Raw genomic sequence first — 13,511 nt, forward strand, 5'->3', positions numbered from 1 at the left:
GGACTCACAGTATTTAAACTAATTTAGGAGATTGATTATTATGACGATTAAAGACGCTTTCCAGTTTGGCATTGAGCCAGTACGCATCACCGATACCGACAACATTCAGGTCAATGAAGGTCTGCCGACTAACGCTGACCCGCAGGTCTACGCCCTCCAGTTAGCTAAGACGGTTAAGGCTATGCTGAACGGTGTACTTAAGGACGCTCAAGAGAACATCCCGTTCCCTGTAGAAGTCCTGCCGACCCGTAACAGCTTACCGACCCCAATCATTGCCCACACTCTGACTGACCGCTCTGTGGTCGTTCCTGTCCGTGGTGGCAAGCGACCTGAAGTCGTGACCGTTCCGTCTGGTCAGGAGATTGTCGTCGAACCTATCGAACAGGCAATCCTCATCTCGGAGCAAACTAAACTGTGGGACGCCAAGTCCTCCACTGGTTTCACTCATGGCACACTCCAGCAGGACGCTATGAACATCTGTGAGAATGTGGTCCGTACCATCAACGCTCGCATGGTTGACGTTCTGGAGTCCTCCAAGCTGCTGAAGACCGTAGAGCTGCCAGTCCTGACTGGAAGCCTGACCACTAAGGCAGACGCTATCATGGACGCTCTGTTTGAGAACACCGAGTCCTCTTTCGGCTCTGAAGTGTCTGATTACGGCATCATCGCCCATGAGTCCCAACTGAAAGCGCTGTCCCGTCTGGCTGCTAAACAGGGCTTCTCTGGTGAAGACGCTATCGTGGATATGCTGGGTACCGACATCGCGTATTACAACGGTGAGGACAAAGGTGTGTTCATGCTGGCTAAACGCTTCACGGCCCTGAGCTTCGGCTGCTTCCGTCACGACGGTGAGAATATTACGGTCGTCCTTTCACGTGATGGCGACTCTCAGTCCCACGACTTGGAAATCCTCGGTAAAGTGTTCGTTGTCGCTGAAGCTGCTACGACCGTCAAGATGGGCACTGGCTCAGCTACTGCCGTCCTGCCTGTAGTCAAACGCCTGAAGTTCACCAAGACCGAAGCGTAAGACCAATGGGTAAGAGCATTAGTAAAGGCTTCAGGTCCATCGCCAAGGGCCTGACAGGTGGTGGTGGGACTCAAGGTGGGGCTTCGGTCCCGCCTCCTGTAGCTCCTCCTGTAGCTCCTCCAGATGACGCTCAGCAAGCTGTAGTCGATACCCAAGGTCAGGAGACCGAGGGAGGTAAGACCATGAGCAGGGGTAAGTCTGGACTGAATATCAGCAGGACTTCAGGTGGTGGGTTATCACTGTGATTAAGACATCCATACAGCCTGTGGAGGGTGGACGATATCAAGCAACAATCTGGATGACACGCAGAGTCTATAAGCGGCTATGCTGGTCACTGGCTGAAGCTGAACAGTGGGTGAGACGTAAAGTGCCTACCGTTCAATCGTTCCAATCATCATGATAACTATGGTCTGGACCAATGGTCTGGACCTTTGTTTTGTACTAGTTATCTAGTGCAGTAGTACAATAGACGAAGGAGGCTTTATGTCCATGACTTCCGCAGACCTAAGGTCCCTCCTGACTCTGGTCTATAAACTCGTGTTCCTCTCTGTGGGTCTCTATATGGTCCTCTCCGGTCGACTCGGTGTGAATGTATTCGACACTCTGTCTAAGGCTGTGGGTGGGCTTCTGGGGGCTTAGGTTTGGACTCACAGTGGGACCGATGGTTTCTGACAGAAAAATGTGAATGACCATCTAATACATTAAGCCAGCAGACTTCCCCCATAGCCCCACCTCAAGTCCAGACCGAGGCCACCGGGGGTCCTGACCAGCCGTCTAGACATCCCGTCTAATGACACAAGTCTGGCACAAAGAATGACACAAGGTCTTGACTCAATGCAGGACCTCAGGCCTACTAAGGGTCCGCTTCAAGTCCTTGAAGTTCCAGATAAATTTAATTGGTACATCGAGCTTATCTTTACCGCGCACGCCATCGCGGGTTGCGGTCATTTCCGGACCCCGGGCGATGGCGTCGGTCCAGCTAAAGCATGATATCTGGGTCTTGATGGGATTTTCCGGCAGCGGCATGCGTTCAATCGTGATGGTGTAGGTTGATTCTCGTGCACCGCTATTGCCGCCGTTGATGCCAACGTTGCCGGTCAGGATTGGCAGCATTGCGATCGCGCGCGAAGTCAGTTCGCCGTTAGCCTGACGTTGTGGACCCCAACCCTGACAAATATACGCCGGTTTTGTACTACCGATTTCTCGTGCCAGTTTAATGATGCGCTCGGCCGGGATCCCTGTGACATGCGAGGCCCATTGGGGCGTTTTAGCGACACCGTCATCGCCATTGCCAAGTATATAGGCCTTGTAATGTCCGTTAGCGGGGGCGTCAGCGGGTAGGGTTTTCTCGTCATAACCGACGCAATATGTGTCGAGGAACGCCTGGTCGACGAGATCTTCGTTAATCAGGACCCAGGCGATTCCCGCCACCAGTGCGGCATCGGTTCCCGGACGGATAGGGATCCACTCATCTTCACGACCCGCAGCGGTATCGGTATAACGCGGGTCGATGACGATCATGCGGGCATTAGAACGCTCCCGGGCCTGCTCAAGGAAGTATGTTATGCCACCGCCGCTCATGCGCGTTTCGGCAGGGTTATTGCCGAACATCACCACCAGCTTCGTGTTTTCAATGTCGGAGGTACTGTTGCCGTCATTTGAGCCGTAGGTGTAAGGCATTGCCGCCGCGATTTGTGCGGTACTGTATGTGCCGTAATGGCTCAGGAATCCGCCATAGCAGTTCATCAATCGAGCGACCAGCGAGGCATAAGGGGAGGAGCGAGTAATATTGCCGCCGACAATGCCAGAGGTGTAGTTGATATACACGGCCTCATTACCGTATTTCTGTACGGTATTTTTTAAACTGGTGCTGATGGTATCCAGCGCTTCCTGCCAGGTTATGCGTTCGAATTTACCCTCACCGCGTTTGCCCACGCGCTTCATAGGATAATTGAGACGATCCGGATGATTGATCCGTCGACGGATTGAGCGTCCACGTAAACAGGCACGCACCTGGTGCTGACCATAAATATCGTCTCCGGTCGTATCAGACTCCACCCATACGACCTCGTCATCTTTGACGTGGAGTTGCAGGGCACAACGACTGCCGCAGTTCACGGAACAAGCGCCCCAAACCACTTTCTCTTCAGCCGGTTGTATCGCCTGTTGTACCGCAGCAGCTGCGGTGCGCATCCCAAAAGGTAACGATAACCCGCCAGCGGCAAGCGCCAACGAACCTATAGCCGAGGATTTCACTAACATCCTGCGGCTAATGCCTCCATATTGCTCTGTATCAGACATAACTCACTCCATTATAGTTATCGCTATATATTAATCTCTACAGCGAAATTAATAGCATGCTAATAATAGAGTGAGTTTACCCATTTATGAGTATGGCATCTTAATGCATATCAAACTGGAGTAACCCTCCGCGTACGGAGGGTATGATTTATTGCGGTTCGGCGACGTGCCCGTCCTGTGCAGGCGAGCTGTTGGCAGGGGCGTTTCCACTGTTAGTCCGGGTGTAGAGAATTTTGTGCGTATCGTTTGCACAATGTCCTACCACCAGCGAATCAGGTTGATCGGCCTGATCGTTGGGGACAATGTTCAGCGTAAAGCTGGACTCTGCGACGCCATTATTGATGATGCGCTGCTCGATATCGCTTTTCACGCGTTCACATGACGCAGGTGCGGCCAGAACCTGTGGGGATGCAACTGCCAGTAAGATCGCGGCAATTCCTGTTACGTATTTCATCATCAGCTCCTTTATGATCGACATAGACTAAGATTAGCATTTCTGGTGTAAATAACTGTATTTGCTAATATGATTGAGAATTATCTTCTTATCCCGGTGAAAAATGTGAAGAAACAGACCCTGTTAGGTTTCCTGTGTGTCGTGCTGGTCGGGTGTGATAACGCCAAAGGGCTGGTTTCCTTTACGCCGGAAATGGCCAGTTTTTCCAATGAGTTTGATTTCGATCCGCTGCGCGGGCCGGTGAAAGATTTCAGTCAAACGCTGCTCAACGACAAAGGTGAGGTCACCAAGCGCGTCGCTGGTACCCTGTCACAGGAAGGGTGTTTCGATACACTTGAACTGCACGATATCGAAAACAATACCGGTATGGCGCTGGTCCTGGATGCTAACTACTATCGGGATGCCGAAACGCTGGAAAAACGGATCCGTTTACAGGGCAAATGCCAACTGGCGGAACTGCCTGCTGCAGGTGTGGTGTGGGATACCGACGATAACGGTTTTGTCGTTTCCGCCACGGGGAAAGAGATGAAGGTGCAGTATCGATATGATGCCGAAGGCTACCCGCTGGGCAAAACAACCGTCAGTAAGGACAGCACTTTGCAGGTTGATGCTAAACCGTCGGTTGACCCATTGAAGAAGTTAGATTACACCGCGGTGAGCATGCTCAACAATCATCCGTTAGGCAATGTCAAACAAACGTGCAAATACGATGAATACGCAAATCCGATCAACTGCCAGCTTGTTATCGTTGATGAGAGCGTGAAGCCGGCAGTTGAACATCATTACTCGATTGAAAACACAATCGACTACTACTAGTCGTGTTTACTGAGCGGTAGGCGGCAGCAGATTAGGGCCTGCCGTTTTGTGCTCTGCCAGATACTGCTGCTGGAAGATACACATACGAATCGTGTTGCGGTATTGGCCGTTGATAAAGAACTCATGGATCAGCTCGCCTTCCACCATAAAACCGAGTTTACGGTAAATGTGGATAGCCTTTTCGTTCTCTTTATCGACGATCAGATACAGCTTATAGAGGTTGAGCACGGTAAAGCCATAGTCCATTGCCAGCTTTGCTGCCCGTGAGGCCAGACCCTTCCCCTGATATTCCGGCGAAATAATAATCTGGAATTCGGCCCGGCGGTGTACATGGTTAATTTCAACCAATTCCACCAGCCCGGCTTTTTCACCGTCGCACTCCACCACGAAGCGGCGTTCGCTTTGGTCGTGGATGTGTTTGTCATACAGGTCTGACAGCTCAACAAACGCTTCGTAAGGCTCTTCGAACCAGTAGCGCATTACGCTGGCATTATTATCAAGCTGATGGACGAATCGTAAATCTTCACGCTCCAGCGGGCGCAACTTAACACTGAGGGCGCTAGTCATATCGTATCCTTTCAATATCCTTCAAAGTGCAATGATTATGGGGCAACGGTGCGGCCAGTACGGCGGTCGAGGCAGCGCAGGGTGTTAGGTTCCCAGTACGCATTAATATTAGCGCTTTGCTCGCACTTATCACGGCTATCAAAGGCCGTATCGGCTTTGTCCCACTCTTTCTCTGCACGTTTATTGACTTTCTGGCGAAGCTGACGCGTATCGTTCCATTGTTCCTTTTCCATTGCGGCTTGTTGACGACTTTGCGCACTGTCTCCGGATTCAATGACCAGTTTACTGGTTTCAGCAAATGCCGAAGAGGTGTACACAGCCGCAGCCAGCGTCAGCATAGCCGTCAGGCACAGGCGTTTGGTCAGTGTAATTTTCATGGTGAATTCCTTTTATGGGAAAGGGTAAAAACGATAAAACAGGGTTAAATTCTACACTATTCCAGTTTGCGGGCATACCCACCCGGTGGATATGGATACGCTAACGAGATTCTGTCGTATCATGGTTAAACCGAAGGTAACTGAATAACATCAATGCTTAAGACCACATTTCTTTTTTTCATCACCGCGTTATGCGAAATCATTGGCTGCTTTTTACCCTGGCTTTGGCTTAAGCGAGGAGCTACAGCCTGGTTGCTGATACCCGCCGGGGTGTCACTGGCTTTATTCGTCTGGTTGCTGACACTGCATCCGGCAGCCAGCGGGCGTGTATACGCAGCCTATGGCGGTGTTTACGTGGTGACCGCGCTGCTATGGCTACGTATTGTCGATGGTGTAAAACTCAGTTTATATGACTGGTCTGGCGCGCTGGTGGCGTTGTGCGGCATGCTGATCATTGTGGCTGGATGGGGGCGCGCATAGCGCCTTTTTTGTGATCAAACAGCGCTTTTTTGATCTTCATACTTGTATGGTAGTAGCTCAGTTGAGTAAATTTCCTGCATCACAAGAACAGATGTAGGGAATAAGAAATGAAGATTGTTGGGGCTGAAGTGTTTGTCACCTGTCCTGGGCGTAATTTTGTAACGTTGAAAATTACGACAGAAGATGGGATCACCGGGCTGGGAGATGCCACGTTAAATGGACGCGAGCTGTCCGTGGCGTCCTATCTGAAAGATCACGTGTGTCCGCAGCTTATTGGTCGCGATGCGCATCGTATTGAGGACATCTGGCAGTTTTTCTACAAAGGCGCTTACTGGCGTCGTGGTCCGGTCACCATGTCGGCGATTTCTGCGGTGGATATGGCTCTCTGGGATATCAAAGCGAAAGCGGCGAATATGCCGTTGTACCAGTTGCTCGGCGGTGCTTCTCGTGAAGGGGTTATGGTCTACTGCCACACCACAGGCCATACCGTTGATGACGTACTCGAAGATTATGCGCGTCATAAAGAAATGGGCTTTAAAGCGATTCGCGTACAGTGCGGCGTACCGGGTATGAAAACCACTTACGGTATGTCTAAGGGCAAAGGACTGGCCTATGAACCCGCCACCAAAGGGCAATGGCCGGAAGAACAGTTGTGGTCAACGGAGAAATACCTGGATTTCACGCCAAAACTGTTTGCCGCCGTGCGTGACAAGTTTGGTTTCAACGAACATCTTTTACACGATATGCACCACCGTCTGACGCCAATTGAAGCGGCCCGTTTCGGTAAAAGCATTGAACAGTACCGTTTGTTCTGGATGGAAGATCCAACACCAGCTGAAAACCAGGAGTGCTTCCGCCTGATCCGCCAGCATACCGTCACGCCGATTGCGGTAGGGGAAGTGTTCAACAGCATCTGGGACTGTAAACAGCTTATTGAAGAACAACTGATCGACTATATCCGCACCACCATCACCCATGCGGGTGGTATCACCGGTATGCGCCGGATTGCTGATTTCGCGTCGCTGTATCAGGTTCGTACCGGTTCACATGGACCTTCCGATCTGTCGCCTGTGTGCATGGCCGCCGCGCTGCATTTTGATCTGTGGGTGCCGAACTTCGGCGTACAGGAATATATGGGCTATTCCGAGCAAATGCTGGAAGTGTTCCCACATAACTGGACCTTTGATAACGGCTATATGCATCCAGGAGACAAACCTGGTCTTGGGATCGAGTTTGACGAAAAACTGGCGGCGAAATATCCGTATGACCCTGCATATCTGCCCGTTGCTCGCCTGGAAGATGGCACGCTGTGGAACTGGTAAGGAGTGATTTGCTATGAAAAGTATCGTAATTGAAAAACCGAATACGCTGGTTATCGCCGAACGACCGGTGCCAGAACCCTTAGCAGGTGAGGTGAGGGTAAAAGTGAAACTGGCGGGGATTTGTGGTTCCGACAGTCATATTTATCGCGGTCATAATCCATTTGCACAATACCCGCGCGTTATTGGCCACGAGTTTTATGGCGTGATCGAGGCGGTAGGTGACGGCGTTGACCATTCGCGAATAGGTGAGCGGGTGTCCGTTGATCCGGTCATCAGCTGCGGACATTGTTATCCCTGTTCAATTGGTAAACCTAACGTTTGTACATCGCTGGTGGTGCTGGGCGTGCATCGCGATGGTGGTTTCAGTGAGTACGCTGTGGTGCCAGCGAAAAATGCCTGGACGATCCCCGATACAGTGCCTGATGAGCATGCCGTTATGGTGGAACCTTTCACCATCGCCGCAAACGTGACCGGGCAAATTAAACCAACAGAAAACGATATTGCGCTTATTTATGGCGCAGGGCCTATGGGACTGACCACTGTACAGGCGCTTAAGCGTGTCTATAAGGTCAAAACCGTAGTGATTGCTGACAGAATCGATGAGCGCCTGGCCATGGCGAAGCAGTGCGGTGCAGACTGGGCAATCAATAATAGTCAGCACTCGTTGCAAGAGTTCCTTGCGGAAAACGGACTAAAACCGACCATTATCGTGGATGCAGCTTGCCATCCATCCATTTTACAGGAGGCAATCACGCTGGCATCGCCGGCCGCGCGAATTGTTCTGATGGGCTTCTCCAGCGATCCTTGTCAGATTATTCAACAAGGCATTACCGGGAAAGAACTGTCCATTTATTCCTCAAGATTAAATGCGAACAAATTCCCGATTGTGATTGATTGGTTGGTCAACGGACTTATCGATCCTAATCAACTTATTACTCACACTTTTGACTATCACCACGTTACAGACGCAATTGAATTGTTTGAGAAAGATCAGCAGCACTGCTGCAAAGTCTTACTTACATTCAGTGAATAATATAAATAACTGCGAGTAAGTGGTACGCATCTTACCTCTTAGAGATAGCCAATATGAATCAAGAAAAACACGAAAGATCCACGAAAGATCTGGTTAGAGCTGCCGTATCCGGATGGTTGGGTACTGCGCTTGAATTTATGGATTTTCAGTTATATTCTTTGGGTGCCGCACTGGTATTCCATGAAATATTTTTCCCGGAACAGTCTGCCGCCATGGCGCTTATTTTAGCGATGGGTACATACGGTGCAGGATATATTGCTCGCATTGTTGGGGCATTTATATTTGGCAAAATGGGAGACAGCATCGGCCGTAAAAAAGTACTTTTTATTACCATTACGATGATGGGAATTTGTACGACCTTAATTGGCGTGCTGCCAACATATGCACAAATTGGTATCTTTGCGCCTGTGCTGCTGGTGACGCTGCGTATCGTGCAAGGGCTTGGTGCGGGGGCTGAAATTTCGGGCGCAGGCACGATGCTTGCCGAGTACGCGCCAAAAGGTAAACGTGGCATTATTTCCTCACTTGTTGCAATGGGGACCAACTGTGGAACCCTTAGCGCAACGGCCATCTGGGCGGTGATGTTCTTTGCGCTCGACCGTGAGGAGTTATTAGCCTGGGGTTGGCGCATTCCGTTCCTGGCGAGTGTCGTGGTGATGATCTTTGCCATCTGGTTGCGTATGAATCTCAAAGAAAGCCCGGTATTTGAGAAAGTGAATGATGAAGAAAACGCTCCGGCATTAAATAATTCGTCAGAAAATACGCTGGGGGCGATGTTTACCAGTAAATCTTTCTGGCTGGCAACCGGCCTACGTTTTGGACAGGCGGGTAATTCAGGATTAATCCAAACCTTCCTTGCCGGTTATTTAGTGCAGACGCTTTTATTTGATAAATCTATACCCACTGATGCCTTAATGATCAGTTCGGTGTTGGGCTTTATTACAATACCGTTGCTTGGCTGGTTGTCTGATAAGTTTGGTCGTCGTTTGCCTTATATTATCCTGAATATTTCAGCAATTATTTTGGCTTACCCGATGCTGTCAATTGTAGTGGATAAAACGTATAGCCCGGGTGTCATTATGACGGCATTGATTGTTATTCATAATTTTGCCGTATTGGGGTTATTTGCTCTCGAAAATATTACTATGGCGGAAATGTTCGGTGCGCGTAACCGGTTTACGCGAATGGCGATTTCAAAAGAAGCAGGCGGGTTGGTTGCTGTTGGTTTTGGTCCGGTTCTGGCGGGTATTTTCTGCAACATGACTAATTCCTGGTGGCCAATTCTGGTGATGGCCATCGCTTACTCACTGATTGGTTTGATTTCCGCGTTGCTGATGCCAGAAGTGAAAGATCGCGACCTGAGCGTACTTGAGGATGCTGCCGAGGTGAATAAAGCCGAGAAGGTTCGTTGCTCGGTGACTCAGACAAGCTGATACCAGACAGTAGCATGGGCGGATGTACTCGTACGCTGCCCATGCTATTACACAGCTTTACATGATGTCATACCAATCATAAAAAGCTTAATGCAAATCAAAACATACAACCATACAGGCGTTACTCTGGAACAGTCCTGATTTCATTTATAAGTAGGCCATACCATGCAAAACAAGCTCTTAGCGGCAAAGGCTGCACTTCCTGACTACGATCGTACAAAACTGGTTCCGCGTATTGTTCATCTGGGGTTTGGCGCGTTTCACCGCGCACATCAGGGTGTTTACGCTGACATTCTGGCCGCCGATCACGGCAGTGACTGGGGCTACTACGAGGTGAACCTGATTGGCGGCGAGCAGCAGATTTTCGATCTGAAACAGCAAGATAATCTGTATACCGTTGCAGAGATGTCTGCTGATGCCTGGACTGCGAGAGTCGTGGGCGTGGTGAAAAATGCATTGCATGCGCAGGTTGATGGTCTGGAAAGCGTACTGTCAGCGATGTGTGAACCGCAGGTCGCGATCGTTTCACTGACCATCACCGAGAAAGGATACTGCCATTCACCGGCGACCGGCCAACTGATGTTAGACAACCCGATGATTGCAGCCGATCTGCAAAACCCTAAACAACCAAAAACTGCGCCGGGCGTGGTGGTTGAAGCCCTGGCGCGTCGCAAAGCTGCCGGTTTAGCCGCCTTTACCGTGATGTCCTGCGATAACATGCCAGAAAACGGTCATGTGATGCGCAATGTTGTCACTGCATATGCCCGAGCGGTGGATATGGAACTGGCCGCGTGGATCGAACAACATGTGACATTCCCATCAACAATGGTTGACCGCATTGTCCCGGCAGTTACGCAGGAGACGCTGGACAAAATTGAACATATCACCGGTGTACGCGACCCGGCAGGCGTGGCATGCGAACCGTTCCGCCAGTGGGTAATTGAAGATAACTTTGTTGCCGGCCGTCCTGAATGGGAAAAGGCCGGGGCGGAACTGGTGGCTGATGTCATTCCGTTTGAAGAGATGAAACTGCGTATGCTCAACGGCAGCCACTCTTTCCTTGCGTATCTTGGGTATCTGGCGGGATATCAACATATTAACGATTGCATGGGTGATGAAAACTATCGTCTTGCTGCACGTGCGCTGATGTTGCAGGAACAAGCACCTACGCTGAAAGTAAAAGGTGTTGACCTACAGCGCTACGCCGATCTGTTAATTGAACGCTACAGCAATCCGGCGCTGCGTCATCGTACCTAGCAGATCGCCATGGACGGTAGCCAAAAACTGCCGCAGCGTATGCTTGATTCCATTCGTTGGCACATTGTGCACGGTAGTGACTTTGCGCTGCTGGCACTGGGTGTCGCTGGTTGGATGCGTTACGTCGGTGGTGTGGATGAACAGGGCCAGGCGATTGAAATTAGCGATCCACTGTTGCCGGTAATCCAGAATGCAGTGCGTAGCAGTAACGAGGGCGAAGAGCGCGTTCAGGCGCTGCTGGCAATCGATGCTATTTTTGGCCGTGAACTGCCACAGGTTGAACTGTTCAACCGTCAGGTCACACAAGCGTATCTTACTTTACTGGCTGAAGGGGCGAAGGCGACGGTTGCGAAGTATGCAGCAAAACTGAAGTAACGAAGATTATGCTTTATGCCGCCATCTGGCTTGCAACGGCCAGATGGCGCTGTGTTTTCTGGCATTCACACCAATTAGTTCATGCCTAAACGAATCAGCTCGAGGGGGGCGTATTTGCCTTCACATCCTTCGATTTCCACTGTTTTCCCGCGGCGAATCTGCTCAGCGGTCAGGCCATCGGTATCTATTGCTGTAATGCGGCCTGTGAGTCCGGTGTCGCTGATCATGACGCGGCTGCCAGTGGTGATTGCGTTACGGTTACGATCGTATGTTTTCATGGTGTTTTCTCCTTTCCAACTTACCGTCAAAGCCCGTGGGCTTTTAGTCCCACGTAACGGGCGCAATATAAATACGCTTCTCGTTAATGATTTTTTTTGTTTTCGATCAAAATCACAGCTTTTTTTATGCAGTTATGCGGGCGCGGGGAAAACGCAGGAGAAACTCACCCCGGAGTGAGGTGAGCGTAGTATTAATCTTCGCTGAACCAGTCGCTATTTTCCTGACGAATAAGCTGAACGGACTCACCAATTTCCTGAAGATGGAGCATCATTGCGCGCTCGACCGCATCGCCATCATGCTTCTCAAGGGCGGCAAAGATATCGTGATGCTGGCGTAGCAGCATCTCAGGCGGGGAAATATGATCCAGGCTCATATAACGAACGCGGTCAATTGTAGCCTTTATATTCTCAACGGTATCCCAGGCGAGTTGGCACTCGGCGATTAAAGCCAGTTTCTGATGAAACTCATCATCAAGCTGGAAGAAATCATTAATCTGTTTTCGGTCAATTGCGATGCGCTGCTGATGCAAATTCTGTTCAAGCTGATAGCACTGTTGATCGTTGATCAGTGATGCGGCGCGGCGTACCACGGCACATTCAATTGCCTGGCGAACAAAACAGCCGTTTTGCACCTGCGACAGCGAAATTTTATTCACGTAGCTGCCACGCTGCGGGCGGATCTGAATCAGACCGTTCTCAGCCAGTTTGATGAATGCTTCTCGTACCGGCTGGCGTGACACATTAAAGCGTACAGAAACCTCTTTCTCCGACAGCGGTGTACCGGGTGCAATCAGACAATGCACGATATCACGGCGAAGAATACGGTAAATCTGTTGATTTACTGGCTGTGTAGGGTTGAGCTGCGTTTCTACGGTCATTCATTCTTACTTTTTAGAGAGTTAACCCGGATATTTTATCACTTCTTTCAGGCTATCTATACCCGGCACAAGGCCGGGCAGAGAAATTAGCCACGATGAATACTCAGCCCGGCAAAAGACTGTGTGACAGGCATCATTTCAAGGGTGTTGATATTGACATGAGCCGGTAAAGAAGCCACCCACCATACCGCTTCTGTAACATCTTGCGGAGTCAGCGCCGTGGTATTTTCGTAGGCTTTTTCAGCTTTGGCGTCATCACCTTTAAAACGGACATTAGAGAACTCCGTACCGCCAACCAGACCCGGCTCGATGTCGGTAACGCGAATTGCAGTGCCGTGTAAATCAGTACGTAAATTCAGGCTAAACTGGCGAACAAACGCTTTGGTCGCACCGTAGACGTTACCGCCAGCATAGGGCCAACTGCCCGCGGTAGAACCGATATTGATAATATGACCGCGGTTGCGTTCAACCATGCCTGGCAGAACGGCACGGGTCATATAAACCAGCCCCTTGTTGTTGGTGTCGATCATATTCTCCCAGTCTTCAATGCTGGCCTTGTGAGCAGGCTCAAGGCCCAGCGCCAGACCCGCGTTGTTGACCAGAACATCAATATTGCGCCATTCAGCAGGAAGGGCGTCCATCATCTCTTCAATCGATGCACGATTACGTACGTCCAGTTGCGCGGTATAGAGGCGGTCACCCAATTCCTCTTTCAGTTCCTGCAGGCGCTCCTGGCGGCGTCCGGTGGCAATAACTTTATGCCCATTCTCAATAAAACGACGCGTAATGCACTCACCAAAACCTGCGGTTGCTCCGGTTACTAAAACGATCATCTCACTGTTCCTCAACGCTTTTTATGTCGTACTACCATAGCACGTCATTTCCGTTCAGAGCTATTCCTGCGTAACGCGAT

12 protein-coding genes and 2 pseudogenes are annotated in these 13,511 nt (G+C 50.4%); 7 read left to right on the plus strand and 7 right to left on the minus strand.

Going from position 1 to position 13,511, the window contains the following annotated elements:
• Positions 1–37 precede the first annotated feature (37 nt).
• On the plus strand, positions 38–1,027 hold the full coding sequence (locus C2U43_RS11860; RefSeq protein ID WP_199771099.1) for a hypothetical protein: 990 nt from the start codon (positions 38–40) through the stop codon (positions 1,025–1,027).
• 876 nt (positions 1,028–1,903) lie between these two features.
• On the opposite strand, the pseudogene C2U43_RS11870 reads toward C2U43_RS11860, so the two are convergent.
• Both C2U43_RS11870 and C2U43_RS11875 read right to left on the minus strand, forming a co-directional pair.
• Positions 1,904–3,328 (minus strand): annotated as a pseudogene (locus tag C2U43_RS11870) (molybdopterin-dependent oxidoreductase); the annotation flags it as partial.
• 148 nt (positions 3,329–3,476) lie between these two features.
• Complete coding sequence (locus tag C2U43_RS11875) at positions 3,477–3,785, minus strand: DUF1161 domain-containing protein (RefSeq protein ID WP_008784729.1); 309 nt, start codon at positions 3,783–3,785, stop codon at positions 3,477–3,479.
• 102 nt (positions 3,786–3,887) lie between these two features.
• Between C2U43_RS11875 and C2U43_RS11880 the strand changes: the two genes are divergently transcribed.
• Positions 3,888–4,598: a YnfC family lipoprotein gene (locus C2U43_RS11880; RefSeq protein ID WP_081003631.1), complete on the plus strand. Its 711-nt coding sequence runs from the start codon at positions 3,888–3,890 to the stop codon at positions 4,596–4,598.
• A 6-nt stretch (positions 4,599–4,604) separates the two neighbouring features.
• On the opposite strand, the gene speG is transcribed toward C2U43_RS11880, so the two are convergent.
• Entirely contained in the window at positions 4,605–5,165 is a 561-nt protein-coding gene (gene speG, locus C2U43_RS11885) for a spermidine N1-acetyltransferase (protein ID WP_008784731.1), read from the minus strand.
• A gap of 35 nt (positions 5,166–5,200) precedes the next feature.
• Positions 5,201–5,542, minus strand: coding sequence for a DUF1283 family protein (locus C2U43_RS11890; protein ID WP_003032382.1), 342 nt, complete (start codon positions 5,540–5,542; stop codon positions 5,201–5,203).
• 153 nt (positions 5,543–5,695) lie between these two features.
• Between C2U43_RS11890 and C2U43_RS11895 the strand changes: the two genes are divergently transcribed.
• The 5 genes and pseudogenes from C2U43_RS11895 to C2U43_RS11915 all read left to right on the plus strand — a co-directional run bounded on the left by C2U43_RS11895 (position 5,696) and on the right by C2U43_RS11915 (position 11,442).
• The gene (locus tag C2U43_RS11895) at positions 5,696–6,022 is read left to right on the plus strand and encodes a YnfA family protein (RefSeq protein ID WP_008784733.1); all 327 of its coding nucleotides are present in this window, start codon (positions 5,696–5,698) and stop codon (positions 6,020–6,022) included.
• 107 nt (positions 6,023–6,129) lie between these two features.
• Positions 6,130–7,344 carry a starvation-sensing protein RspA gene (rspA, locus tag C2U43_RS11900; protein ID WP_003832907.1) on the plus strand — a complete coding sequence of 405 codons (1,215 nt, stop codon included), beginning with the start codon at positions 6,130–6,132 and terminating at the stop codon, positions 7,342–7,344.
• A 13-nt stretch (positions 7,345–7,357) separates the two neighbouring features.
• Entirely contained in the window at positions 7,358–8,377 is a 1,020-nt protein-coding gene (locus C2U43_RS11905) for a Zn-dependent oxidoreductase (protein ID WP_048214216.1), read from the plus strand.
• Positions 8,378–8,430: 53 nt separating this feature from the next.
• Positions 8,431–9,810 (plus strand): MFS transporter, encoded by a 1,380-nt coding sequence (locus C2U43_RS11910; protein WP_103285184.1) that lies wholly within the window; start codon positions 8,431–8,433, stop codon positions 9,808–9,810.
• A 165-nt stretch (positions 9,811–9,975) separates the two neighbouring features.
• Positions 9,976–11,442 (plus strand): annotated as a pseudogene (locus tag C2U43_RS11915) (mannitol dehydrogenase family protein).
• A 74-nt stretch (positions 11,443–11,516) separates the two neighbouring features.
• Here C2U43_RS11915 and ydfZ read toward each other — a convergent pair.
• From ydfZ to ydfG, 3 genes are all read right to left on the minus strand, one after another.
• Positions 11,517–11,720, minus strand: a complete 204-nt coding sequence (ydfZ, locus tag C2U43_RS11920; protein ID WP_003032393.1) for a putative selenium delivery protein YdfZ — start codon at positions 11,718–11,720, stop codon at positions 11,517–11,519.
• A 191-nt stretch (positions 11,721–11,911) separates the two neighbouring features.
• Positions 11,912–12,598: a GntR family transcriptional regulator gene (locus C2U43_RS11925; RefSeq protein WP_003032396.1), complete on the minus strand. Its 687-nt coding sequence runs from the start codon at positions 12,596–12,598 to the stop codon at positions 11,912–11,914.
• Between the two features lie 86 nt (positions 12,599–12,684).
• On the minus strand, positions 12,685–13,431 hold the full coding sequence (gene ydfG / locus C2U43_RS11930) for a bifunctional NADP-dependent 3-hydroxy acid dehydrogenase/3-hydroxypropionate dehydrogenase YdfG (protein ID WP_032943401.1): 747 nt from the start codon (positions 13,429–13,431) through the stop codon (positions 12,685–12,687).
• Positions 13,432–13,511 lie beyond the last annotated feature (80 nt).

The organism is Citrobacter freundii complex sp. CFNIH9, assembly GCF_002903305.1.
In the GTDB taxonomy this organism is placed as follows: Bacteria; Pseudomonadota; Gammaproteobacteria; order Enterobacterales; family Enterobacteriaceae; genus Citrobacter; species Citrobacter portucalensis.

Bases quoted from the DNA above. Each gene is read 5' to 3' on its own strand.
- speG (WP_008784731.1), bottom strand. From the start codon at position 5,165: ATGACTAGCGCCCTCAGTGTTAAGTTGCGCCCGCTGGAGCGTGAAGAT.
- C2U43_RS11910 (WP_103285184.1), top strand. From the start codon at position 8,431: ATGAATCAAGAAAAACACGAAAGATCCACGAAAGATCTGGTTAGAGCT.
- C2U43_RS11875 (WP_008784729.1), bottom strand. From the start codon at position 3,785: ATGATGAAATACGTAACAGGAATTGCCGCGATCTTACTGGCAGTTGCA.
- ydfG (WP_032943401.1), bottom strand. From the start codon at position 13,431: ATGATCGTTTTAGTAACCGGAGCAACCGCAGGTTTTGGTGAGTGCATT.
- ydfZ (WP_003032393.1), bottom strand. From the start codon at position 11,720: ATGAAAACATACGATCGTAACCGTAACGCAATCACCACTGGCAGCCGC.
- C2U43_RS11895 (WP_008784733.1), top strand. From the start codon at position 5,696: ATGCTTAAGACCACATTTCTTTTTTTCATCACCGCGTTATGCGAAATC.
- rspA (WP_003832907.1), top strand. From the start codon at position 6,130: ATGAAGATTGTTGGGGCTGAAGTGTTTGTCACCTGTCCTGGGCGTAAT.
- C2U43_RS11925 (WP_003032396.1), bottom strand. From the start codon at position 12,598: ATGACCGTAGAAACGCAGCTCAACCCTACACAGCCAGTAAATCAACAG.
- C2U43_RS11905 (WP_048214216.1), top strand. From the start codon at position 7,358: ATGAAAAGTATCGTAATTGAAAAACCGAATACGCTGGTTATCGCCGAA.
- C2U43_RS11890 (WP_003032382.1), bottom strand. From the start codon at position 5,542: ATGAAAATTACACTGACCAAACGCCTGTGCCTGACGGCTATGCTGACG.